The organism is Flavobacterium sp. OHVDL-2026-0007 (genome assembly GCF_059882335.1).
Genome location: NZ_CM187612.1, coordinates 2,075,071 through 2,101,007 on the forward strand (window position 1 = coordinate 2,075,071; position 25,937 = coordinate 2,101,007).

Annotated in this window: 21 protein-coding genes; 14 read left to right on the plus strand and 7 right to left on the minus strand. The window is 35.6% G+C overall.

Features of this window, described 5'->3' with window-relative positions; all coding sequences use genetic code 11:
* The first annotated feature begins 44 nt into the window (after positions 1 to 44).
* From AC51AA_RS07970 to AC51AA_RS07980, 3 genes are read left to right on the plus strand one after another with little or no spacing between them, the layout of a single operon-like run.
* Positions 45 to 3,239 (plus strand): SusC/RagA family TonB-linked outer membrane protein, encoded by a 3,195-nt coding sequence (locus AC51AA_RS07970; protein WP_500705434.1) that lies wholly within the window; start codon positions 45 to 47, stop codon positions 3,237 to 3,239.
* Between the two features lie 8 nt (positions 3,240 to 3,247).
* Entirely contained in the window at positions 3,248 to 5,074 is a 1,827-nt protein-coding gene (locus AC51AA_RS07975; RefSeq protein WP_500705435.1) for a RagB/SusD family nutrient uptake outer membrane protein, read from the plus strand.
* Between the two features lie 21 nt (positions 5,075 to 5,095).
* Positions 5,096 to 6,109, plus strand: coding sequence for a BT_3987 domain-containing protein (locus AC51AA_RS07980; RefSeq protein ID WP_500705436.1), 1,014 nt, complete (start codon positions 5,096 to 5,098; stop codon positions 6,107 to 6,109).
* Positions 6,110 to 6,523: 414 nt separating this feature from the next.
* Here AC51AA_RS07980 and AC51AA_RS07985 read toward each other — a convergent pair whose 3' ends face one another.
* Together AC51AA_RS07985 and mnmC2 are read right to left on the minus strand one after the other, a co-directional pair.
* Positions 6,524 to 6,721 (minus strand): hypothetical protein, encoded by a 198-nt coding sequence (locus tag AC51AA_RS07985; protein ID WP_500705437.1) that lies wholly within the window; start codon positions 6,719 to 6,721, stop codon positions 6,524 to 6,526.
* Positions 6,722 to 6,870: 149 nt separating this feature from the next.
* Complete coding sequence (mnmC2, locus tag AC51AA_RS07990) at positions 6,871 to 7,551, minus strand: tRNA (5-methylaminomethyl-2-thiouridine)(34)-methyltransferase MnmC2 (RefSeq protein WP_500705438.1); 681 nt, start codon at positions 7,549 to 7,551, stop codon at positions 6,871 to 6,873.
* Between the two features lie 307 nt (positions 7,552 to 7,858).
* On the opposite strand from mnmC2, the gene AC51AA_RS07995 reads away from it, so the two are divergent.
* Entirely contained in the window at positions 7,859 to 8,929 is a 1,071-nt protein-coding gene (locus AC51AA_RS07995) for a branched-chain amino acid aminotransferase (protein WP_500705439.1), read from the plus strand.
* A gap of 62 nt (positions 8,930 to 8,991) precedes the next feature.
* Here AC51AA_RS07995 and AC51AA_RS08000 read toward each other — a convergent pair whose 3' ends face one another.
* The gene (locus AC51AA_RS08000; RefSeq protein ID WP_500705440.1) at positions 8,992 to 9,372 is read right to left on the minus strand and encodes a pyrophosphohydrolase domain-containing protein; all 381 of its coding nucleotides are present in this window, start codon (positions 9,370 to 9,372) and stop codon (positions 8,992 to 8,994) included.
* Positions 9,373 to 9,930: 558 nt separating this feature from the next.
* On the opposite strand from AC51AA_RS08000, the gene AC51AA_RS08005 reads away from it, so the two are divergent.
* The 4 genes from AC51AA_RS08005 (at position 9,931) to AC51AA_RS08020 (ending at position 12,587) form a co-directional block, all read left to right on the plus strand.
* Positions 9,931 to 11,061, plus strand: coding sequence for an SRPBCC family protein (locus AC51AA_RS08005; protein ID WP_500705441.1), 1,131 nt, complete (start codon positions 9,931 to 9,933; stop codon positions 11,059 to 11,061).
* Positions 11,062 to 11,122: 61 nt separating this feature from the next.
* Positions 11,123 to 11,665: an RNA polymerase sigma factor gene (locus AC51AA_RS08010; RefSeq protein ID WP_500705442.1), complete on the plus strand. Its 543-nt coding sequence runs from the start codon at positions 11,123 to 11,125 to the stop codon at positions 11,663 to 11,665.
* Between the two features lie 33 nt (positions 11,666 to 11,698).
* The gene (locus tag AC51AA_RS08015; RefSeq protein ID WP_500705443.1) at positions 11,699 to 12,112 is read left to right on the plus strand and encodes a hypothetical protein; all 414 of its coding nucleotides are present in this window, start codon (positions 11,699 to 11,701) and stop codon (positions 12,110 to 12,112) included.
* 16 nt (positions 12,113 to 12,128) lie between these two features.
* Positions 12,129 to 12,587 carry a sensor of ECF-type sigma factor gene (locus AC51AA_RS08020; RefSeq protein WP_500705444.1) on the plus strand — a complete coding sequence of 153 codons (459 nt, stop codon included), beginning with the start codon at positions 12,129 to 12,131 and terminating at the stop codon, positions 12,585 to 12,587.
* A 76-nt stretch (positions 12,588 to 12,663) separates the two neighbouring features.
* Here the strand turns inward: AC51AA_RS08020 and AC51AA_RS08025 are convergent, their stop codons facing one another.
* Positions 12,664 to 13,725, minus strand: a complete 1,062-nt coding sequence (locus AC51AA_RS08025) for a WD40/YVTN/BNR-like repeat-containing protein (protein ID WP_500705445.1) — start codon at positions 13,723 to 13,725, stop codon at positions 12,664 to 12,666.
* Between the two features lie 120 nt (positions 13,726 to 13,845).
* Here AC51AA_RS08025 and AC51AA_RS08030 point away from each other — a divergent pair, with 120 nt between their 5' ends.
* From AC51AA_RS08030 to AC51AA_RS08040, 3 genes are all read left to right on the plus strand, one after another.
* On the plus strand, positions 13,846 to 15,195 hold the full coding sequence (locus tag AC51AA_RS08030; RefSeq protein ID WP_500705446.1) for a hypothetical protein: 1,350 nt from the start codon (positions 13,846 to 13,848) through the stop codon (positions 15,193 to 15,195).
* A 134-nt stretch (positions 15,196 to 15,329) separates the two neighbouring features.
* Entirely contained in the window at positions 15,330 to 17,303 is a 1,974-nt protein-coding gene (locus tag AC51AA_RS08035; RefSeq protein WP_500705447.1) for a KUP/HAK/KT family potassium transporter, read from the plus strand.
* Positions 17,304 to 17,451: 148 nt separating this feature from the next.
* Positions 17,452 to 18,666 (plus strand): RsmB/NOP family class I SAM-dependent RNA methyltransferase, encoded by a 1,215-nt coding sequence (locus AC51AA_RS08040; RefSeq protein ID WP_500705448.1) that lies wholly within the window; start codon positions 17,452 to 17,454, stop codon positions 18,664 to 18,666.
* 86 nt (positions 18,667 to 18,752) lie between these two features.
* On the opposite strand, the gene AC51AA_RS08045 is transcribed toward AC51AA_RS08040, so the two are convergent.
* Together AC51AA_RS08045 and AC51AA_RS08050 are read right to left on the minus strand one after the other, a co-directional pair.
* Complete coding sequence (locus AC51AA_RS08045; RefSeq protein WP_500705449.1) at positions 18,753 to 19,796, minus strand: AMP-binding protein; 1,044 nt, start codon at positions 19,794 to 19,796, stop codon at positions 18,753 to 18,755.
* 8 nt (positions 19,797 to 19,804) lie between these two features.
* On the minus strand, positions 19,805 to 20,737 hold the full coding sequence (locus AC51AA_RS08050) for a CPBP family intramembrane glutamic endopeptidase (RefSeq protein ID WP_500705450.1): 933 nt from the start codon (positions 20,735 to 20,737) through the stop codon (positions 19,805 to 19,807).
* A 183-nt stretch (positions 20,738 to 20,920) separates the two neighbouring features.
* Between AC51AA_RS08050 and AC51AA_RS08055 the strand changes: the two genes are divergently transcribed.
* Positions 20,921 to 21,265 carry an arsenate reductase family protein gene (locus tag AC51AA_RS08055; protein WP_500705451.1) on the plus strand — a complete coding sequence of 115 codons (345 nt, stop codon included), beginning with the start codon at positions 20,921 to 20,923 and terminating at the stop codon, positions 21,263 to 21,265.
* A gap of 94 nt (positions 21,266 to 21,359) precedes the next feature.
* Positions 21,360 to 23,822: a TonB-dependent receptor gene (locus AC51AA_RS08060; protein ID WP_500705452.1), complete on the plus strand. Its 2,463-nt coding sequence runs from the start codon at positions 21,360 to 21,362 to the stop codon at positions 23,820 to 23,822.
* A 66-nt stretch (positions 23,823 to 23,888) separates the two neighbouring features.
* Here the strand turns inward: AC51AA_RS08060 and AC51AA_RS08065 are convergent, their stop codons facing one another.
* On the minus strand, positions 23,889 to 24,062 hold the full coding sequence (locus AC51AA_RS08065; RefSeq protein ID WP_500705453.1) for a hypothetical protein: 174 nt from the start codon (positions 24,060 to 24,062) through the stop codon (positions 23,889 to 23,891).
* 390 nt (positions 24,063 to 24,452) lie between these two features.
* On the opposite strand from AC51AA_RS08065, the gene fumC reads away from it, so the two are divergent.
* Entirely contained in the window at positions 24,453 to 25,838 is a 1,386-nt protein-coding gene (gene fumC, locus AC51AA_RS08070; RefSeq protein WP_500705454.1) for a class II fumarate hydratase, read from the plus strand.
* The last annotated feature ends 99 nt before the right edge of the window (positions 25,839 to 25,937 follow it).

Consider the following 25,937-nt stretch of genomic DNA (forward strand, 5'->3'; position numbering starts at 1 on the left):
ATTAGACAAAAAACTATAATAACCATTACAAATAAACCACATTTATGAAACAAAAATTCCACTCGTTAGAGTCTAGGATGTTTAAGGAGAAAAAAAGATTAGTTCCTTGGACATTAAAGAAATCGGCTATGCTATGTGTTGTACTACTTAACATGTCGGCTTTCGCTAACACCAAAGAGCTAACAGCAAAACCTCTAATAGCCGTAAACAACAATGAAGGCTTAAAAAAAATTAATTTTCAACAGAACAACATTACAGGAAAGGTTACCGATAGTAAAGGGGTGCCAATACCTGGCGCCAACATTATTGAAAAAGGCACAACCAATGGTGTCCAAACCGATCTCGAAGGAAATTTCTCTATTTCTGTAAGCGGAAAAAATACTATTCTAGTGGTTTCTTTCGTTGGTTTTAACAATAAAGAAGTTCCCTTAAAAGGACAGTCCTCTATAAATATTCAGCTCGAAGAAACTTCTTCTACTTTAAATGAAGTGCTTGTTGTAGGATACGGAAAGCAAAAAAAACAAAGTGTAGTTGGTTCTCAAGCTACCATTGATGCAAAAGATTTGAGAAATGCTACTGGAAACCTGACCTCTGCAATAGCGGGAAGAATTGCAGGAGTTGTTGCTACTCAGAGAGGTGGTGGACCTGGAGCCGACGGAGCTTCGTTATTCATTAGAGGAGTTGGTACTTTTGCCAGTAGCCCACAATCCCCCTTATTGGTTGTTGATGGCGTCCCAGATCGAGACATTAACAATATTGATCCCGAAGATATTCAAAGTTTTACCGTACTTAAAGATGCGACAGCCACGGCGGTTTATGGAACAAGAGGGGCCAATGGGGTTATTCTGATTAACACCAAGACAGGTAAGATTGGTAAACCAACCATTAGTGCAGAATATAATCATGGAACAACAAAATTCACCAAACTACCTGAATTTGTGGATGGTCCTAACTTTATGAGATTATACAATGAAGCACTTCAAATGAGAGGAAGAGCCCCATTCTACACCGAAGAGGTAATTGGGAAGCATGAAAGCGGTATCGACCCAGATCTCTATCCGAATGTTAATTGGTATGATGTTTTGTTTAATGATTTTGGGCAGAACGATAGAATTACATTAAATGTTAATGGAGGTTCAGAATCAGCAGCCTATTATCTTTCAGCAGGTTATTACGGAGAGACTGGATTATTTAAAACCGAAAATATCGATTCATACAATTCTCAATTAAAGCTGAACAGGTTTAACTTTACTAGTAATTTGAACCTAAAAATTACTGCAAAGACAAAGATAGATTTTGGTTTGAACGGTTATATTACGGATTACAACCGACCCGCTTTTGGAGTAAATGAAATTTTTGCCATTGCAACAGCTTCGGCTCCACATAGTATTCCTGCCCAATACAGCAACGGACAATGGCCACAAATCAAAGGAACATTACAAAGTCCATATATGGCTTTAACCCAATCGGGAGTTACTAATGAGGCCAGTAATACCATACGATCTAATCTACGATTAACACAAGATTTGGATATGTTTTTGGACGGTTTAAGTGCAACGGCCATGATTGCTTTTGACATTAATAACAGAGCTAATTTAACCCGCTCAAGAACTTTGCAAACTTATTTTGCAACAGGTCGTGACGCTAATGGAAATTTAATAACGGAAATTTCCTCCCCTGGCTCAGATCAATTAGGATTCTCACTTCAACGTTTTGGAGACAAAAGAGTGTACTCCGAAGCAGCACTAAACTATGGACATAAATTTGGTGATCACGATGTATCTGGCTTACTATTGTTTAACCAATCCGATTACAGAGATGCATCAAGTCGCGTTAGCAACTACAAAGCTGCCATCCCTTATAGACAAAGAAATTTCGTAGGGCGAGCCACTTACGGATATGCTAATAAATATTTTGCAGAAGCGAACTTCTCTTATTCGGGTTCAGATAATTTCGTAGACAGTGAACGCTACGGTTTCTTCCCTTCTATAGGAGCAGGATGGATTGTTTCTGAAGAGAAATTTTTCGAACCTCTTGCAGATATCGTCTCTCTATTTAAATTACGCTATAGTTATGGACTTTCAGGAAATGCAGCCGTAAGTGATCCCAATTTAAGATTTTTATATCTTACTACAATTGGAGAAAGCGGTTACTACAGCTTTGGTGCTCCTGGCTCCGAGCGAGGTTTCGCAGGATATAACGAGTCACGAATCGGTGGTAATGTACGATGGGAGACCTCATATAGACAAAATTTAGGTATTGAACTTAAATTTCTTAATAATGATTTAGGTCTTGTTGTTGAACTTTTTCAAGAAAAGAGAGAAGGAATTTTACTTCCTAACTATGTAATTCCATACATTTCTGGATTTACAATTGGTAATATCCCATACAACAACATAGGAAAAACAAACAACAAAGGAATCGATGTAACGCTTGATTACAATAAGAACTGGAGCACAACAAGTTTCTTTAGTTTTAAAGGTACTTTCAATTACAATAAAAATAAAGCCGTATTTGATGGGCTTCCAGAATGGAGATACCCATACTTAGATAGAATAGGACAATCTATAAGCCAACGTTTTGGTTATATCTCTGAAGGATTTTTTGAAAGTGATGATCAAATTCAGAATTCTGCAAAACAATCGGGTGATGTACGACCAGGGGATCTTCGATATAAAGATCTAAATGGAGATGGAATTATTAATGGTGATGACCAGACTGCTATAGGTTATGGAAGTACACCACGTATCGTTTATGGATTAAGCTTTGGTGGAGGCTATAAAGGTTTCGATCTTAGTTTGTTTTTCCAAGGTACTGGTATGGTAGATTTTAATTATGCCTCCGGTTTTGGAACAACCCCATTCTCTCAAGGAGCTAGTTATGGAAATATGTACACGACAGTTAATGACAGATGGACTCCAGAAAACCCGAACCCGAACGCATTTTACCCAAGATTATCCACAAATCAAGACCAGACTACCAACTATTACACCAGTACACACTGGATTAAAAGAGCAGATTATCTAAGATTAAAACAAGTTGAATTAGGCTATACATTTAAGCAGAACAGCTTTTTAGACCGATATGCTGTTAAAAAGCTAAGAGTGTTTATGAGTGGAAATAATATATTTACACTTTCACCTTGGAAATACTGGGACCCAGAGCTTGGCGACGGAAGAGGCGCTGCATATCCTAATACTAGTGTATACAATGTAGGTGTACGTTTTAATTTTCAATAAATATGACCATGAAAAATCTTAAAAAAATACAATATATAACAGTTTGCGTCTTAGTCGCAGCCCTTTTTGCTGCATGCGAAAAAGATTACTTTGATTCACAACCAGATAACCTACTCTCTGTAGAAAAAATATTCTCCAATAGAGGTCAAACAGAAAAATGGTGGGCAGGACTATTCACCAATATTCCAGATATTTGGGATCAACCCTACGGTGCTCAATATAGTATTAGTTCAGATGAATCTGATGCCAGTAGTTGGACAACCCCAGCTATCAACAGTGGCGCTTTATCTCCTGGAGACACTCCTGCTAAATTTCTCGAATACTACGAAAGGATTCGATTAGCCACCATTTTCTTGGAGCGCATCGACGGGAATCAAGAAATTTTAGCAGAAGCAGACGGAGCAGAAACTATTCAGCATTACAAAGGTGAAGCCCGTTTTTTAAGAGCGTATTACCATTGGGAATTGATGAAGCAAGTCGGTCCAGTTGCTATAGCCCCTCTAGTATCAGCAAAACCAAGTGATGATTTTCAAATAGCGAGAAGCACTTGGGACGAATGTGTAAAGTTTGTTTTATCCGAAATAGAAAAAGCAAAATTAGACCTACCTGTTGATTATTATCTAGATGGAACCACAGCAGATGAAACCCAAATTGGTAGAATTAATAAAATAATAGCTACTGCAGTAGAATCTCAAATTTTACTCTACCACGCAAGCCCTCTTTATAATGGAAATACAGAATTTGCCGATTTCAAAAATTTAGATGGGACAGTACTACTAAATCAAGTTTATGATCCTAGTAGATGGGTAAAAGCCGCAGAAAAAGCTAAAGAAGCAATCGATCTTGCTGAAAGCAACGGAAAAAGTTTGTACCGAGTTGAAAACGCTGATCCTTTTAGAGCTGCGTTTTTATCCTGCCGCAATTTATACTGGGACGGCTGGAGAACCGAAGGTATATGGCTGAGACCTTCTAATCAGGTAAGTACCTGGGAAATACATTGTTCCCCAAGATCTACAGCAGGAACCGCTTATAACGGTATAGCCGTACTTCAAACTTTAGTGGATGAGTACAGAATGGCTGACGGAAAAACGATTGCTGATAGCGGTACGTATAACGAAAATACCTATACAACTACGGCTACACCTTATTACGTTGCAGGAACTAACGCCATGTACACCAACAGAGAAGCCAGATTCTACGCTCAAGTAACTTTTAATGGCGCGGTTAATCCAGGAGTACCTAAGTCGGGTGCCAATAATGCACGTGTGGAGTTTTTTGCTAGCGGAAATTCTGGTAAATCAGGATCTCCTAGAGACTGGCCAAAAACGGGTTATACGGCTAAAAAAAATATTCATCCTACTTTCAGTGTAAGCCCTTCTGTAAATGTCACTAGACCAGCAATGCTTATTAGATTGGCAGAATTATACCTTAATTATGCAGAGGCTTTAAATGAGTCAAATCCTGGAAATCCAGATATTTTGATCTACTTGAACAGAATAAAATCCCGTGCGGGCTTACCAGCTCTTACCTCAGGACTTAGTCAAGAGCAAATGCGCAAAGAAATTCGCCATGAGAGACGAATTGAATTGAGTTTTGAAAGTCATCGCTATTTTGATGTACGTCGCTGGAAAATTGCAGACCAACCAGGATCAAACCAAGGAGGTGATTTTTACGGTATGAATATGAACAAAGGAACTACATTATCAGATCCAGCTTTTCACCAAAGAACAGTTAGTTTCTCTAGAGCAATATGGCAACGTAAATACTATTTTATGCCATATCGTCAAAACGAGATGGATAGAAATAAGAAACTGGTAAATTTCCCTGGGTACTAAAAATTATTAATAGTAAAAAAAATGAAAAAAAGATATTTATACTATACCACGCTACTACTCTTATTTGGCGTATATTCTTGTGAGAAAGACAACACTTCTTATAAAGAATTGACAGACTCTAAAGAAGGAGCTCTGGTTTTCACTGCAAAATCCCGACTTGGTATTCAAACATTAAAAACCTATTCTATTGAGGAAGAAACGTATTTAGAACAGGACACCGTTACCTTTAATGCAGGTATTGGAGCTGTTGGACTTCCCGCTTCAGATATCAATGTTACTTTCGAAATGAATACCAAAGTATTAGATAGTATCAATGCGATTCGAGAAATGGGTGGCAAAAAGAAATACCAACCATTTCCTGCCGATTCCTATACAATAAGCGATACGAAATTAAATATTCCAAAAGGAAAGGAATATTCGAATACATCGTCACTTATCTATCATCCTGAAAAGTTTGCGATAGACACCAATTACTTGATCGCTTTCACTATTACTGATGCTTCTGGTTATAAGATCAACCGCGACGTAAAAACAGTCATCTTCGTTGTTTCCGAAGTCATTATTCCTGAACCAACACCCAATTTCTACGCTAAGACTGGCTGGAAGGTTATCGATATTAGTTCAGAAGAAACAACTGGTGAAGGCACTGATGGATTTGCTGCAAATATTATAGACGGAAAGCTCAGTTCCTTTTGGCATACTTGCTGGTCGACTTGCACTCCCGAAGAATCATCTTATCCACATAGTCTTACTATAGACATGAAAGTAGCAAACAAGGTCAGCGGTATCGAAGTTGCTCAACGCCAATCGGGTACTCGTGGGGTCAAACTTACAGAACTTTTGATTAGCGATGACAATGTGACCTGGAGAACTCTAGGGGAGTTTACCCTCCTTAATGTAATTGCGCCTCAGCGAGTAGACTTTAAAAAATCCGAATCTTTTCAATATTTAAAAATGATTGTGAAGTCTGGTTATGACGATGACGGCGAAGCGTTTGTTGCCCTAGGTGAAGTGAGTCCTTTTATTTTAAAATAAAACTCATTTACCAAAAAACTAAATCTTCGCTCTAGACCAGAACATTGTAAAGGATTTTAAAATACCCAATTATTATTAAAAGAGGCTGTTCAAAGTAGACAGCCTCTTTTTTTTGACCTATACTCACCTACTACTTAGACTATTAAACTCCTTATTTATAAAACGCAGCTAAAATCTACCCCTCTTTTATGCTTGGATGGTAGGTAAGCAACACACTAAGCTTTGGAAGTAGGTTTTATCCAATAGTAAAAGGAGATGCCATAAAACGGCTCCCACTCTTACTTTTATAACATAGCTCGATACTGAGACTATTTTACAAGGTCTCCCTTACAACGATCGATACCATAACACTTATCTGCACTCACATATAGACTAGAACTAAAACTAAAAAAGGAGCCGACTGGCTCCTTTTCTTTATACTTTAACTACTAATAAACATTGTTTTAATTCTGGCTTTCCGATTGTGAAATTCACCAACCATTCTTGCAATTGCTCCATTTCGTATGGTAACAGTGTTTTGATAGCTTTCTCTAGTTCTTTACAGAAAAGTATCGGATCGAAACTTACTCTCTCAAGTATTGATTTCGTATAATCAAACATCAATTTTGACATAATGAAACAAGATTTTGGGGTTATCTATATTTTTAAACTCGCAGCAAATTTAAACAAATATCACACATAAAGACCGCTTTTAACATATATTTTTAAAAACTTTAGCTACGAATACGTTTTCTTAATACATATAAATCAATTCATAATAATTATAAACAACTCATTTCAACCTTTTTAAAAGCTCGAAACATTTCACGCTTTCCCGGAGGGCCTGCCAATTTCTCGACCGTAAATCCAACTGAAATCATACTTCTTTTAACAACTCCTCGCGCAGCATATGTAACTAAAACGCCATTTGGTTTTAAACTATTGTACATTTTCTGAAATATTTCCGTACTCCAAAGCTCTGGCTGCACGCGATATCCGAAAGCATCAAAGTAAATCAAATCAAAAACTTCAACATCGTCTATTTCGTCAAAAAATTGTTTTCTTTTGGTTAATGAAAAATCAGTACTAATTTGCTCTTTCTGGTCCCATGGGCTCTTATGCATCTTTACAAACACTTCCTCATGTTCAGTTGCCTTTAATTCAGACACATAATTCATCGCTAGCACTTCAGTGGCCTCTACAGGATAAGCCTCCACCCCCACATAATTAATATTTTGCTGTTTCTGAGTCGCTTCTAAAAATGTAATAAAAGCATTCAAACCTGTTCCAAATCCAATTTCAAGAATACTTACAGGATTGTTCTCAAATAAGGAAAGTCCATTTTTAATAAACACATGTTTTGCTTCTTGAATCGCTCCATGTTTCGAATGATAACACTCATCCCACTCTTGCAAATGAATTGTGGTTGAGCCATCTAGGGTTTTAATTATTTCTCTTTTCACTTTTTTCGATATTTACCATACAGTATTATTGGCCTTTTTACCATTTTCCGAGTCAAATTTACTCAAAACAAATGCGTAAAGCCTTAAAAATGGTCACTTTTTTCATAAAATCCATATAAAACCACCTGAAATTTTTCTGTTTATTATAAGATAAATAAATCTCAGTTAAAGACCGTAATTAATGCAGTTTTAGTAAGCAAATTGTATATTTTTACTTAATTTTGCATTCAATAAAATCTATTTTACACCAAATCATGGCTTTAGACTTTTCTATCGAAATGAGCATTACATAAAAACTTACATTATTATGAGTACAACTCAAACAAGCAAAATTGAAATCACAAAAGCAGCTTCGACAAAAATAAACGAAGTAGACTTTGAAAACTTAAGCTTTGGTGCTGTTTTTACAGACCATTTATTCGAATGCGATTTTAAAGATGGGCAATGGCAAACTCCAGTCATTAAACCCTATGCTCCGATTCTAATGGACCCTTCGTCAAAAGTCTTCCATTACGGACAAGCCATCTTTGAAGGAATGAAAGCCTATAAAGATGACAATAATGATGTTTGGTTGTTTAGACCTGATGAAAACGTCAAACGTTTTAACAAATCAGCAGTTCGTATGGCGATGCCAGAAGTTCCAGAAGCTATCTTCATGGACGGACTGAATGAACTATTAAAATTAGATCAAGAATGGATCAAAAAAGGAAACGGAAGCAGCATGTACATTAGACCGTTCATGATTGCTACTGGCGCTGGTGTTGTAGCCAATCCATCTGATGAATACAAATTCATGATTTTGCTTTCTCCTGCACAATCTTACTATGCTGGTGAAGTAAAAGTAATCATAGCTGAACATTATAGTAGAGCTGCCAATGGTGGAATTGGAGCTGCAAAAGCAGCCGGAAACTACGCAGCACAATTCTATCCTACCAACTTAGCTAACAAAGATGGTTTTCAGCAAGTAATATGGACAGATGATGCCACGCATACAAAACTAGAAGAAGCGGGAACAATGAACGTATTCTTTAGAATAAACGATACTTTATTGACAGCTCCAACTAGCGAAAGAATTTTAGATGGTATCACTAGAAAGAGTTTACTTGCAATGGCAGAAAAAGAAGGACTTCAAGTAGAGGTTCGACCTGTTATAGTTGCTGAATTAGTAGAAGCTGCTAAAAACGGATCTTTGAAAGAAATTTTTGGTGCTGGAACAGCAGCAGTTATTAGCGTAATCAAAGGTTTCTCTTATCAAGATGTATATTATGAAATGACTCCTGTTGAAAACTCTTATGCTTCTCTTTTAAAAGACAAACTTACCAATCTTCAAAACAAACTTTCTGAAGATACTTTTGGTTGGACAGTTAAAGTACAATAAGCAGAACAAAACATAAAACTAAAAAGAACCCGACTAATTAAAATTTGTCGGGTTCTCTATTTTTAGAGCAATTTAGAAAAATCAGGCTTGAAATAATTTGGCCCTTTCATTACCTTACCGTCTTCACGGTAAATCGGTTGACCATCTTCACCCAGCTTACTCATATTACTACGCTGAATCTCATCAAAAACAGCCTCTATTTTATCCTGCAAACCATGTTCAATAATAGTTCCACACAAAATATACATCATATCCCCTAATGCATCGGCAATTTCAACCAAATCATTATTTTTCACCGCTTCAAGATACTCCTCATTTTCTTCTTTCATCAAATTATAACGAAGCATTTTTTTGCTATCTCCTAAATCAGCAACTGGACTTTGGCTATGTCCAATTTTAAAAGCAGTATGAAATTCCGTCACTGCATCAAGTTGTTTTTTCATATCTAAATTCTATTAGTTTATTAGTGATCCTTAAAGCCATCATTCTTCACCCAACTCCATAACCTTCAATCTAGGTGATTTTATGATTTTATTAGCTGAAATGATATCGCAAATTAGCAACTATTCGTATACAATTATCTAAATTTGCCAAAAATATTTTAAACTATGTTTAGTCAAGGACAATTAATATTCGCTCTGTGTTTTTTTATCGCATTTGTAATCATAATCTTTTTTGCTTACCGTAAAGATCTTGCATTGCACAAAATTTTTTATAAAGGAAACTACAAAGTACTCATCGTATTTTTACTTTTTATTGCGCTTTTATTTGTCATCAAGTTCTTTTTCAAAAGATAACTGAAGTACATTATTTTTAGCATTAAAAAAAACGATCCGCCTTTTGCTCTATTTTCTATAAAACACCTCCAAATCGTTTTAGTTTAGCATAAATTTTAGTTGAAAAACTACTCAACGGTTCTCCTTTTTATTTATTTAATCATTTGTAAGACTCGTTACTAGTTAGAAATTTATAACTTTACAACACCAAACAACCTATAACCAATGAAGATTTTAAAATACTTATTCCTATTATTATTATTAAGCTTAGTTGCCCTTGCCGTTTTTATCGCTACTCAAAAAGGTGTCTTTTCTGTAGAAAGAAGTAAAGTCATCAACTCTCCGAGAGCTACGGTATACAATTATGTAAATGATTTTAGAAATTACGAAGATTTTGAATCTTGGTCTGTAGAAGATCCTAGCATCAGTATGACCTTTCCGAACAAAACCATCGGTAAAGGCGCTTCATACTCATGGGAAGGTGCAGAAGGAAAAGGAAACGCTTCAACACTTCAAACAAAAGAAGGTGAAAGCATCCATCAAAAAATGAATTTTGATGGAAATCAGGCAGAGGTAAACTGGACATTTAAAGATACCCTAGCTGGTAAAACCAAAATTACCTGGAAAGCAAAGGGAACGATGAGCTTTTTATTCAAAGTATATACCGCTTTAAACGGTGGTTCAGATAAAATCATTGGTACTATCTACGAAAAGAGCCTTGCCAATATTGATAAAAATTTAGATTACGAAACAAAAACCTATGCCATTCAAGTCAATGGACTTGTGAAAAAAATCGAGACTTTTTACATTAACGAAACCTTTACAAGCGAGATTGAAAAAGTGAATAAAAACGCTCGAATTGTTATCCCTAAACTTATAGCATTCAGTAAAACCAATGGTTTAGAAACCACTGGAAAACCCTTTATTATTTACCACACTTACGACACTACAACCGGTCTGGCTAAAGTATCTATCTGCTTACCAATTACTAGGGAATTTACAAGTGGCTCTGCAAACGGAATTCTATCCGGAAAACTAGCTGGTTTTGAAGCCGTAAAAACAACCTTAAAAGGAGACTACAGCCATACAAAAGAAGCCATTGCTAAAACCACTGCCTTTATCAACAATGAAAAAATTGTTCCCGATTTAAGTTGGTCACATTTAGAAATTTTAACCCTTAGTAAATTTGACGTCAAAAGTCCGTCAAAACTAATAACCGAAATTTATTTCCCAACAAAACCAAAAGTAGTTCCAGTAGTAAAAACGCCTGTTTACGTTCCTACTGCAGAGCCGAAGGTACGTAGAGCAGTAGACAGCCCTGCAACAACTCCGGAAGAAGAACAATCAGAATTCTAAAATCGTACCCCTGATTAAACCTTTTGCTTTATATTCATTCTAATAAGATAAACCGTGAAATTTGACTCAGGAGAAGGAATTTATACAACAACTATTAAATCCTAAAACGCAAAATATTGCGTTTCAAAAACTCTTGTCAGATTACCAAAGGCCATTGTACGCTCATATTCGAAATATCGTTTTAAATCATGACGATACCGACGATGTTCTACAAAATACTTTTGTAAAAGTTTTTCAATATTTAAAAAATTTTAAAGGAGAAAGCAAGCTTTTTTCCTGGATGTATCGCATTGCCACCAATGAAGCTTTAACCTTTCTAAATCAAAAAGCCAAGTTAAACGGACTAACCTCTGAGGCCTTGCAAATTAAAACTATCGACAACCTAAAAGCCGATGTTTATTTCGATGGAGATGAAATTCAGATCAAACTTCAAAGAGCTATAGCAAACCTACCCCAGAAACAGCAATTGGTTTTTAAAATGAAATACTTCGAAGAATTAAAATACGAAGAAATTGCAGAAATTTTAGGCACCTCAGTGGGCGCTTTAAAAGCTTCATATCATCATGCTGTAAAAAAAATTGAACTATATGTTACCTCAAATTAAACCTTTTGTAACAAAACGTATCTTATAGACATTATGAAAACATTTAAACTAGAAAACGAACCGAAAATAAAATCTGGATTTAAAACTCCGGATCATTATTTTGATACTTTTTCCATAAAAGTTTTACAAGAGATCGATACTACAGCAGTAAAAACAATCCCAATTTACAAACGTAAAAAGGTTCTTTCTTTACTAGCTGCGGCTGTTGTTGTTGTCTCCTTGATGATTCCAATCGTAAACAATTACAATGCGACATCAAAAGACCTCGACGAGGCTACTTTAGAGTCCTATTTAAGTTACCAATCGAATTTAAACCAATATGATTTGATTCGAGAATTAGACACTAAAGATATTCAAACGCTTAGTAAAAATGTGGCTCTTGAAGATGAAACTCTTGAGGATATTTTATCCTCAAACCCAAATATTGAAAATTTAATTTCAGAATAAACAAACTCTAAAAAAGATGAAAATCAAAAACATACTACCGCTACTCATGCTTTTAGCTAGTTTTTCATTTTATGCACAAAATGGTAAAACAGATGAAAAGCGTGAAAAAATCAAAGCCTATAAAGTTTCCTTTTTAACAACAGAACTTGAACTCACGTCAACCGAAGCCGAAAAATTCTGGCCCATTTACAATGCCTATGATGATAGACAATTTGAATTAAGGCATTCAAAAATGAGAACCTATATGCGCAAGCTCGACAACGACAACATTAACTCGATGTCAGAAAAAGAAGCCGCAACACTTTTGTCCCAAATGGAAAGCACCGATAAAGAATCATTTCTTTTACGTGAAAAATACATGACCAACTTAAAAAAAGTACTTTCAGCTAAAAAAATATTAAAGCTTAAAAAATCAGAAGACGCTTTCAATCGCAAATTGTTAAAACAATACCGAGACAAAGCCAACAAAGAATAATCTTTAGATTTCACCATACAACAGCGATAGGACCCTATATAATAATACTTACTTTATTATTTAGGGTCTTATTATTTTACCTAAATCGAATCCTAACTATTTTATTATAACCCGCTGCAATAGCGGTATTTTTATTCAAAAAACGAATAGTAAACAACTGAACATCTTTAGACAACTGCACCCAAGAAGCACCGCCGTCTTTCGAATAATGCACACCTGTAGCCCCCACACATACCAATTCTTTTGCTCCACTACCTGGAACATACTGCACGCAAGATGCGTAGCCAAAGCCTTGATTTTCTCCCACTAACTCCCAAGTTTTACCGCCATCTTTGGTAAAAGCCTTATTGGCTGAATTTTGCTCAGGAAGCTCATAATCACCCCCAGCCACAAACCCGTGTTTGGAGTTGTAAAAATCAGCTGTAAAAATTCCGGTCATCTCCTTACCTTGTACTATAGGCGTATCGACTACTTTCCACGTTTTTGCTTTATCCCCAGAATAAAACACTCTTGCTTTTTTTCCTCCAGAAACCAGCCAAGTATGCCTTCCCTTAATTACGATATTGGAATTACTAGCCGCAAAAGCCGCTTCTCCTTTAGCATTTGTAGGTAATTTTTCCGACAATGTTTTCGTCCAGGTCTCACCACCATCGCGGGTAACAATAATCGAAAAAGTATCTTCGGTTGGATCTCCTACAGCAATCCCTTCTTTATCGTTCCAAAACTGCATACTGTCGTAAAACACTTTTTCGTTCACTTCTTTATAAACTAATTTTACTTTTTTCGTCTTTTTGGAAACCTGATAAAGCAAAGCTGGATTCTCAACACTTAACAGATAAATATTTTTATTGGTTTGCGCGATACTTCTAAATTCTAATTTTAAAGTGTCTCTATAAATATGCTCTTCAAATTTTTCTTTTTTATCTAAATCGTAATAACCAAAACGCGAATTATCCCCTCCATACCAAATTTTATTTTTATCAATTGCAATGGCACGAATACTAATTTTATCTTGAAATAAAGTATCTATTTGTATGGCTGTAAACCCATTGTGAATTGCCAATCCAGCCCCATAATTCAAGGGTTTAAAAGACACCAACAAAATAAAAGCCCCACAAAACAAAAACAGTTTTTTCATACAAATTAAAATTTATTGAATGCTAAAATACAATTATTTCTAACATATCAAATACCTTTCGATTTCTTTTCTGGCACAGTAATTGGATAACTCAATATATTAATCTTAATATGATTTGCCATGAAAACTAAACTACTTTTAATCGCATTACTAACCATAGGTTTAAACGCAGTTCCAGCGCAAAGCCAAACTACTGTTTACGCAAAAAATTCAGACATAAGTGATAATTTAGACCTAAGAGCTGTTGCTTCCATTTTTGGAGAATCAGCCAATCTTCAGGATTTTGAAAGACGTCTAAACGACCCCAAGTATCAAATCTCTAATCTAGACCTTAATAATGATGAGCAAGTGGATTATCTACGTGTCATAGAGTCCGTAGAAGACAGAACGCACCTTGTTATCATTCAAGCAGTCTTAGACCAAGACGTATACCAAGACATTGCCACAATTGACGTAGAAAGAGACCGATACAATAAAGTTAGTGTACAAGTAGTAGGAAACACCTACCTATATGGAGACAACTATATTTACGAACCTGTTTACAATGTAATTCCTGTAATTTATGGTTCATTCTGGGTAAACAATTACAGACCATACTACTCTAGCTGGACATGGAATTATTACCCAACCTATTACAATGCTTGGAGACCTTACCCAATATACAGATACAGAAGCAATATCAATATCTCCATCAATCTGAACAATCGTTACAATTATGTAAATTACAGAAGTAGTCACAGAGCTCCTATTTTATATCAATCAAGACGTAGTTATGGTTATGAAACAAGACGTCCGAACTATAGTTTCGCTCAAAGACATGCTAATGTCAGCAATAGATATGATTTAGATCAAAGAAGAACAACTAGTAGAGAGTACAACAGAGCCTCTAGCAGAGATTATAATACAGCCTCTAATAGAAGTCAAAACACCTACAATACAAACAATAACAATAGATATAATTCAGCAAGAACCTCTACCACGGACAATAGAACTCCAAATAGAAATTATGCTGAAAACAGAACCAGCGCTGACAGAAGTTACAACACGAACCGTACCTCGAATACAAACAGAGACAATTCAGCTTCAGTAAACAACCCTGTAAGAATTGAAAACACGCAAAGAACAACTTCAAGAAGAGACTATAATTCGAATAATCAAAGAGGAAATTCAGCTCCGGTAAGTACTCCTGTAAGACCTGAGAACACGCAAAGAACAGAGTCTAGAAGAGATTACAACTCAAACAATGCAACTATTTCTAGAGGGAATTCAGGAAATAATGGTAACAACAGTAGAGGGTACACTCCTCAAAGAGCAGAAGCACAAAGAAATTACCCTCAAAACAACGCCAATACTGCTAGACCACAAACTACTCAACGTGCTGAACCACAAAGAGCAAGTCAAGAAGCAAGAAGCAATCAAGGCGGTAGAGAAAACCACGATAACTCAAGAGGAGCCGGCAGAAGAATCTAAGGCACCAACCCTAAAATCAAATAAAAAGCAAAAGCACAATTTAACCGTTGTGCTTTTTTTTATCTTTTTAACTATAATTGGCGCTAGTTTGTTTTAAAACAGTAAATTTGCAACCGTCTTTTATAAAATTATACATGAGCGCAGCGCACAAAAACTTACACAGTAAGTTGTCTATAGGAGGTTTATTGATCACATTAGGGATTATTTACGGAGATATCGGAACTTCTCCATTGTATGTAATGAAAGCCATACTTGGCGAGTACGCCATTAATGCCGATATTGTTTTAGGCGGAATTTCATGTGTATTTTGGACCTTGACATTACAGACCACTATCAAATACGTTTTAATCACGCTAAGTGCTGATAACCACGGTGAGGGAGGTATTTTTGCTTTATACGCCCTGGTCAAAAAAACAAAGATTCAGTGGCTCATTGTACCAGCCATTATTGGAGGAAGTGCCCTACTTGCTGATGGAATCATCACCCCTCCCATTTCAATTTCCTCAGCTGTAGAAGGAATCAGGGCTTTTTATCCTGAAATGAAAACACAGACCATAGTCTATATTGTCATCGGAATTCTATTCATTCTCTTTACCATACAACAATTTGGAACCAAACTAGTTGGGAAATTTTTCGCCCCAATGATGTTGATTTGGTTTACCATGTTAGGAACCCTTGGAGTCATTCAAATTATAGACCATCCAGAGGTTATTAAAGCCATAAATCCATACTACGCCTATCATTTATTATCCATTCATCCTGATGGTTTCTTTGTCTTAGGTTTTGTCTTTTTATGTACCACTGGAGCAGAAGCACTGTATTCAGACATGGGACACTGCGGTAGAAAAAACATCCGAATCAGCTGGATTTTTGTAAAAACAGCCTTGGTTTTAAACTATTTTGGACAAGCTGCCTATTTAATTCACCACGAAGGAAGTACGCTACAGCAATTAGGAGGCGAAAACGGAAACCCGTTTTATCTTATCATGCCACATTGGTTCCTTCCATTTGGAATCGTTGTAGCCACTTTAGCTGCCGTTATTGCTTCTCAAGCACTTATTAGCGGATCTTTTACTTTGATCAACGAAGCCATGCGATTGAACTTCTGGCCTAAAGTAAAAATAAAATATCCTACTGAGGTAAAAGGACAACTGTACATCCCATCGATCAACTGGTTGTTATTTTTTGGTTGTGTGGGTATCGTTTTACACTTTGAAAAATCAGGAAACATGGAACATGCTTACGGGCTTGCCATTATCCTATGTATGATCATGACTACGATTCTACTGAATTATTACTTAATAATGAAAAGGGTTAAACTGTACTTTATGGTACCGCTTATCACCATCTATTTATTAATTGAATTTAGTTTCCTTTTTGCCAATATTACCAAATTTGCCGAAGGTGGTTACGTTACCCTAATCATTGCAATCGCTTTAATTTCCATCATGACGATCTGGTATTTAGCCAAGAGAATCAACAAAAACTACACAAAAGTCATCAAAATTGACGATTACAAAAAAGTGTTAATGGAGTTGAGCGAAGATTTATCTATACCCAAATATGCTACGCATTTGGTTTATATGACCAATGCCAACCGCGTAGATGAACTAGAAGAAAAAGTAATTTATTCTATTTTACAAAAACGTCCAAAAAGAGCTGATATCTATTGGTTTGTTCACGTAAACATACTTACAGAACCTTATAAAACACAATACAAGGTAACCGAAATTGCCAAAGACGATATTTACAGAATTGATTTCAACTTAGGATTTAGAGAGCCTACCAAAATCAATCTAATGTTCAGAGAAGTTATTCGTGACATGGTAAAACGTGGAGAAGTAGACATTACTAGCCGTTATGAATCACTAAATAAAAACAATATTATTGGTGACTTTAAATTTGTACTGTCTGAGAAATTCTTATCCAATGACAACGATCTAAGATGGCACGAAAACATCATTATGAACTCTTATTTCTTTATCAAGAAATTAAGTTTATCTGAAGAAAGAGCATTTGGTTTAGACAGTAGTTCAGTAAAAATCGAAAAATTCCCAATGGTGCTTCACGCTCCGGAAAACATTGGATTGACTCGAATTATCAAATAAAACATTTATACAATACCCTAAAAAAAACACTCTTTTAATCGTTATAAGAGTGTTTTTTTTTCATTCAAAAGAAAGTTAAAATAACAATCAAAATTAAAAATTTAACTTTCAATCAATTAATAGTACCTTTGCAACTCAAATAATTAAAATGAGATTACACAGAAATTTAGTTTATACTACCATAGATTCATTAAACGCGATCTTCAATGAAGGAGAATATGCAGACAAAGTGGTAGCTAGAGCCTTAAAAAAAGACAAACGTTGGGGAAGTTCTGACAGGAAGTTTGTTGCTGAAACGATATACGAAGTTGTTCGTTGGAAACGACTATATGCAGAAATTGCCGAAGTAAAAGAACCTTTTGATAGAGATAATCTATGGAGAATGTTTTCTGTTTGGGCTGTATTAAGAGGATATCCAATTCCAGATTGGAGACAATTAGAAGGAACTCCTGAGCGAAAAATAAAAGGTCGTTTTGATGAGCTTTCAAAAGTTAGAGCCTTAAAGGAATCTATCCCTGACTGGATGGATGAGATAGGCGTAAAAGAATTAGGTGAAAAGGTTTGGGCAAAAGAAATTGCTGCTCAAAACCAACCGGCAAAGGTGATCCTAAGAACCAATACACTTAAAGGAACCAAAGAGAATCTGAGAAATACTTTGATGGATTTAAATATTGAAACAGAATATTTAAAAGATCAACCTGAAGCTCTAGTTTTAAAAGAAAGAGCAAATGTATTTTTAACAGATGCTTTTAAACAAGGCCTTTTTGAAGTACAGGATGCAAACTCTCAATTGGTAGCCGGTTTCCTTGATGTTAAACCAGGAATGCGTGTAGTGGATACTTGCGCAGGAGCCGGAGGAAAAACATTGCACATTGCTTCTTTGATGGAAAACAAAGGACAATTAATTGCCATGGATTTATACGAAAGCAAATTGAAGCAATTAAAGTTAAGAGCAAAGCGAAATGGTGCTTTTAATATTGAATACCGTATTATCGACACTACAAAAGTGATCAAAAAATTACACGAAAAAGCAGACCGTGTTTTAATTGATGCTCCTTGTAGTGGTTTAGGAGTTTTAAAAAGAAACCCTGACGCTAAATGGAAATTACAACCTGAATTTATAGATAACATCCGTAAGGTACAGGCAGAAGTTTTAGAAAGTTATTCTAAAATTGTAAAACCAGGTGGTAAATTAGTTTACGCAACTTGTTCTATATTACCTTCAGAAAACCAAGAGCAAATAGAAAAATTCTTAAAAACTGAAATCGGACAACAATTTACTTTCCTAAAAGATCGTAAAATTTTAGCTTCGGAATCAGGTTTTGACGGTTTTTACATGGCCTTACTAGAACGTAAAGCATAAGTAAACTCCAAAAGTATACAATCCCAAATTCCAACTGATATTCAGTGGAATTTGGGATTTTTTGTTTCTACTAAGTCGCCTCACTTCTAAGATTGTAGACTTGGCTTACGCAACAACTTTCCATTTTCATTTTCTTTGAATTTAGGAACAAAAACAATTTCTTTTGGTTTTTCATACTTGCCTAAGCCATCAAAAAAGTTAGCAGCAAAATCAAGCTGTTCTCCTTCAATAACTAAAATTAATTTTTCACCTAATACAGTATCGGGAACGCCAATTACAAAAAAGCGATTCGTAATTTTATCAGCCAACTTTGCTTCAATTAGCTCCGGAATTAGTTTTACACCACCACTGTTGATTACATTATCAATTCGTCCTAAAAAAACAAATTGCTCTTTATTTTTTAATTCAACCAAATCATTGGTCACTATAGGCTCATCCGAAATTGTCGGCACAGAAATAGTCAAACAACCTCGATCATCTTTGGCTATTTTTACGTTTGGCAATACCGTAAAAGCAGTCTCTCCAATTCTTTTAGCAGCTATATGCGTAATGGTTTCCGTCATACCATAAGTCTCATAAATTTCAGTCTTTAAAGGCAAAAGCTTTTCTATTAGCACGCTGTCCATTTTAGCGCCACCGACTATTAACTTCTGAACATTTTTCAATTGATCTATAGCCTGCTGAACTTGTAAAGGCACCATCGCTACAAAATCATATACTTGGGTATTGCGCTCTAAGGGATTCAAACTTGGCGCCACTATATCGAGTTCTAAACCAAGAATTAAACTACGAACAAGCATCATTTTTCCGGCTATAAACTGCGTAGGCAAACAATGCAGCGCCTTATCTCCAGGCCTTAACTCAAAAAAATCTCCCGTAGCCAAAGCCGAATGAATCATCGCTTGCTTTTGCAGACGAACCACTTTAGGAAGACCTGTTGTTCCAGAAGTAGTCATTTCTATAAAATCTTTATCATCAAACCAATCCAATAAGAATTCACCAATTGCCTTCTCATTATGATCCCCCTCTTTGATATAACTATACCCGACACGACACAATTCTTTTCCGTTAAAATGATGACCATTTAATTTGAAATAATTGTGAACATTTTTATGTGTTAATTTTGACATAATCGTATTTAATTTAATGAATCTGAAACCTTTATTTTTCCTGTCAATTTTCCCTTCCAATCACTCCAATTGTATTTCTTGCTAAAAATAAAAAGCAGAATAGGATAAACCACTACCACTGGCAAAACAACATCTAAGCCAGCTGAAGGATCTGACAAATCTTTAAACATAGAATGTGTCTGAAAAACAGACCAATCTGAAGTAACCAATAAAGCACCAATGAAATTATTAGCCGCATGAAATCCCAAAGCCAATTCAATTCCCTCATCCATAAGGGTAATAATTCCTAAAAAGAAACCTGTTCCGATATAATACACCATAACGACGTAACCCATTTTAGACACTTCTGGATTCAAAACATGCATAGAACCAAAGATCAATGAAGTCATCAATAATGGAAACCATCTATTTTGAGCCAAATTAGCAAATCCTTGCATCAAATACCCCCTAAAAACATATTCTTCAGTACTGGTTTGTATAGGAATTAATACAGCCCCTAAAACAACTAAAATTAAAAAGGGTACTAATTTAAAATTCCAAACAAAATTCTCAGGAGTCTTTAAATAAACAAACAAAAAACTGAGCACTGAAAAAATAGCCCATAAAGAAAAAGAAAACAAAGCTCTACTCCAATCCATTTTTCTGCGCGCAGTACTTATCGAAAGAAAACTTTGATGGTGCAAATATTTCACCACAAAATAAATACCTGCTAAAGCAAACGCAAAAGAAATCATGACTAAAACCAAGGTAATATTAGGCTCGAACATTTTCATTGCTGATTCCGTATCAACAGGAAAAGTGGCTTCATCAATCATTTTTTTATAAAGCACAGCCACTGAAAAAGGAATTTGACCAACAAATGATGCTGTTATGATAAAAACCGATCCTAAAAGATATTTCCAAAATTTATTATCCGGCTTAATCCCTTGTTCTAAAAACATATATTAAAATTTAAAGTTAGAAATAGCACGATCCAAAAATAGAAGGTATCGCACAAAACTTTTTTCATTGACACCAAATTCTGATTTCAAAAGACCCAGATTTAATAAGTAAATCTTATTTTTGGCATTGCTAAAATACCTATTTTTTATTTCAACTCTCTTCCTAACACCTTAAAAAAATATATGATCCAAATTTACCATAATCCTCGCTGCGGAAAATCAAGAAACTGTTTGGCCTTCATCGATCAATTAAATCAAGATTATGAAATCATACCGTATTTAACCGAAACACCAACTTTTGATGAGTTAAAAGATTTGGTTCAAAAACTAAACATACAACCACTTGATTTAATTCGAGTTAAAGAAAAAATTTGGATCGAACAATACAAAGACAACATTTTAACTGATGATCAAATCATTCAAGCAATGGCAGACAATCCCATCTTAATAGAACGCCCCATTGTCATAAAAGACGGAAAAGCCATTATCGGAAGAGACTTAGATCTTGTTGCCTCTTTTTTAGACTGATTACAAAGTGTTGAATTAACATTTTTTTATGATTTCTTTCTTTAAACCAAAGGCTACATTTGCCGTCTAAAGAGCAACTGAAATCAAAAGAATAATGAAACAAATTAAATTTGCTGTATTACTTGTCTTCTTTTTCGCAAGTTATTACAACTATGCGCAACAGGCAATCCTACCTAAAACCAAAGTAAAAGTTACGGGAAAAGTTTTCGAGAAGATCAGTAAACAACCTTTAGAATATGCCACTATTTCCATCATGGCTCCCAACGACACTAAAGTCATTGCAGGGGGAATTACCAATCCTAAAGGCGAATTTGAAGTTAGTGTTGCTCCAGGTATTTATGATATAAAAATTGAATTTATCTCATTCAAACCTGCTGAAATAAAACAAAAAAACCTTCAGAACGATACTAACCTGGGAATTATCAATCTAACGGAAGACGCAGCACAATTAAACGAAGTGGTCATTCGTGCTGAAAAATCAACCGTTGAAATCAAATTGGATAAAAAAGTATACAATGTTGGTCAAGATATGATGGTAAAAGGTGGAACCGTAAGTGATGTTTTGGATAATGTCCCATCAGTTTCCGTTGACACTGAAGGAAATGTAAGTCTTAGAGGAAGCGATAATATTCGAATTTTAATTGATGGCAGACCATCAAATGCTATAAATGTCGCCGAAGCTTTACGTCAACTTCCAGCAGATGCCATTGACAAAGTGGAAGTCATTACTAATCCATCAGCACGTTATGATGCTGAAGGAGGTTCGGGACTAATCAATATTATTCTTAAAAAAGGAAAAAATCAAGGATTCAATGGAACCTTTATCGCTTCCACTGGTATCCCTGAAACCTACGGTTTAAGTGGAAACTTAAATTACAAAACGCAAAAACTAAACTACTTCACAACGGCAGGTTACAATCACAGAACAAATGAAGGTAGCGGCAAAACCAATACTGAGTATTTCAATACTGACGGTACACCAAAACGTTATTTAGATGAACAGCGTGATACCAAAAGAACTTCGGACGGATTTAACGCACGAGCTGGTATTGAATGGACCATCGCTCCAAATACCTATTGGACTAATGCCATCAATTATCAAAAAAACTCAGGAGACAGCCGAGATTTAATTAATTATAACAATTATGATGCTGCTCATGCTTTTACAGGAGCTACATACCGATTAAACAATGGAGACACCGGTAGTCAAAATATAGAATACACTTCTAATTTAATCAAAAACTTCAACGATAAAGGCCATAAACTTACAGCTGATTTATCGGTTTCTAAAAATGATGATGACAGCAATAGTCTCATCACAAGCACAAACGATTTTAATAATACGTTAAACAACCAAGTTCAAAAACAAGTACAATTACAAGCCGATTACGTTTTGCCATTAGGTGAAGGAAGTCAGTTTGAAGCAGGATACAAAGGGAATTTTGGCGATTTAAACAATGTGTATTCCGTTACAGATAATCAAGGAGCCATAGACAGCAATTTATCCAATACTTTAGAGTACAAAGAAAACATAAATGCCATTTACACACAATACGGATTTAAAGTAAACAAATTTTCATACTTATTTGGACTGCGTTGGGAAGATACCAATATACAAGTAAATTTATTAGACACGAATGATTTTAATACTAAAAAGTACAACAACTTATTCCCTAGTGCTTTTATTAGTTATGAAGTGTCCGATCAGAGTAACTTCACCGCTAGTTATAGCAAGCGTTTATCAAGACCTAGAGGACGTTTCATGAACCCAGCAACCAATTACTCTAGTAACATCAATATTTTTCAAGGAAATCCAGATTTAGATCCGTCTTTAACTGATAAATTTGACGTTGGTTATCTTAAGCGTTGGGACAAATTAACGTTTAACACTTCAGCTTATTATGAAGACACTAAAGACGTTTTCAGTTTTGTACGAACTCCTAATGGTCAATTTGTAGACGGAATTCCCGTTATTTTAAGCCGACCTATAAATTTAGGAAAAGAGCAAAAATTTGGTTTTGAATTCACCTTGAATTATACACCATCTAAAAAATGGAGAATCAACAGTAATTTCAATATTTACAACGTAAAAACAACAGGAGAAAACAGCTACACAGATACTAACGGAGATCTTGTTGTCCAAAACCTGAACAACCAAGCCACTACCTGGTTTGCTAGAATCAATTCTAAATTGACTTTACCTTACAAAATCGACTGGCAATTAAGTGGTGTGTATAATGGTGAACAAAAAACAGCGCAAGGTAAAAACTTAGGGCAGTTTGGTATGAACACGGCTTTCAGTAAAGATGTCTTAAAAGACAAAGCGACTATAGCATTCAATATTAGTGACATCTTAAACTCAAGAATCATGAAGTCCTATACCTACCTTCAGAATGACAAAACATTGGAGAGTCAAACCTCATATGGTGAAATGCAGTTCCGTAGACGTCAATTCAACTTATCGTTTACCTACCGTTTCAACAAACCTAAAAATGAAAAAGATAAAAATGCAGCACCTAAAAATGAAGGTGATGGCGGTGGTGAATTTCCAGGATAATCACCATACAGCATAAAAAAAAGGACTCGTAAAAACGGGTCCTTTTTTTATGAAGTCAATTTAAAATTAAATTGATTGTTCTTCTTGTTTTCTTTTTGCTCTTTTCTCTTTGAACATTTCCCAGCTAGCTCCCGTAACCCAATAAGATACGAAACCAACTAAGAAAAACATCAACCAAAACCCCATAGTTAGTATGGTCAAGAAAAGTAAAAAACCTAAGTACTGTGAAAATTCAAACATGTTTTCCGGAATTTTTGAATGTAAGGACAAATGTATGTTTTATATTTTTCCTTAGCAATAAAAACCAAATCAATTTTTATAAAATCACAATTATCCGTATATTTAAACTGATTTTAAATAAGTCAATTTACACCTAAAGGAATCTACCAATTACTAAAACAACTTAAACAGAACAACATACCCATTTACAACAGTGATTTCCCTTTAAAGACGGTTAACCTAGTTCAAACAACAACAAATTAGTAAAGAGTAAAATAAGTCCTCTTTTACTTTCAAAGTAAAGGTTTCTTAAACTGTGAAAACGAAAATTTCTACTTAAAAAACAGCTAAGAATCCATTTCTAGAGCCATTCGTGACAGCATAATAAGCAATAACACTTAACTCAAAGCAATGAAATACCGAATAGAAAAAGACACTATGGGCGAAGTACAAGTCCCAGCCGACAAATACTGGGGTGCCCAAACCGAACGTTCTCGTAATAATTTTAAAATTGGCCCTTCAGCATCCATGCCCCATGAAATCATTGAAGGTTTTGCTTATCTCAAAAAAGCTGCTGCCTATGCCAATCATGATTTAGGGGTTTTACCAATCGAAAAGAGAGACCTCATAGCGGCTGTTTGCGATGAAATTCTAGCAGGAAAATTAAACGATCAGTTCCCTTTAGTGATTTGGCAAACAGGTTCCGGCACACAAAGCAATATGAACATTAATGAAGTTGTAGCTAATCGTGCACAAGTTCTACAAGGATTTTCCATTGGCCAAGGAGATCAGTTTATCAAAGCCAACGATGATGTCAATAAATCGCAATCTTCAAACGACACTTTTCCAACAGCTATGCATATTGCTGCCTACAAAATGATCATCGAAACCACCCTCCCTGGAGTTGAAAAACTGCGCAATACACTACAGGAAAAAGCTACCGCATTTCAAAATGTGGTAAAAATTGGTCGTACCCATCTCATGGATGCCACACCACTGACATTAGGACAAGAAATTTCAGGCTATGCCGCTCAATTGACTTATGGAATAAAAGCACTTAAAAACACTTTAGCTCACTTATCTGAAATAGCCCTAGGTGGTACTGCTGTAGGAACAGGACTCAACACTCCAAAAGGATATGACAAAAAAGTAGCCAAATATATTGCTGCCTTTACCCATCTTCCCTTTGTTACAGCGGAAAATAAATTCGAGGCACTAGCAGCCCATGATGCCATAGTAGAAACCCACGGCGCATTAAAACAATTAGCCGTTTCTTTAAATAAAATTGCCAACGATATTCGAATGCTGGCTTCTGGCCCACGTTCTGGAATCGGAGAAATTCACATACCCGAAAATGAACCTGGATCTTCGATCATGCCTGGAAAAGTAAACCCTACACAATGCGAGGCTTTAACCATGGTCTGTGCACAAGTAATCGGAAACGACATGGCTATTGCCGTTGGGGGCATGCAAGGTCATTATGAACTCAACGTTTTTAAACCCGTCATGGCAGCCAATTTCCTTCAATCGGCTCGTTTGCTAGGAGACGCCTGTATTTCATTTGATGAACATTGCGCACAAGGCATAACACCCAATTACCAACGCATCCAAGAATTAGTAGATAATTCCCTAATGCTCGTTACTGCCTTAAATACAAAAATTGGCTACTATAAAGCAGCTGAAATTGCACAGACAGCTCACAAAAATGGAACGACACTTAAAGAAGAAGCGGTCCGATTGGGATATGTAACTTCTGAAGACTTTGATGATTGGGTAAAACCAGAGGAAATGGTTTAATCTTAAAAACAGACTATACCCTATTAAGGCTTCCTATTGATTACTGATCAATAAGAACTATCTACTTGTAGTTTAACCTCAAAGAACAGCAAACATAAA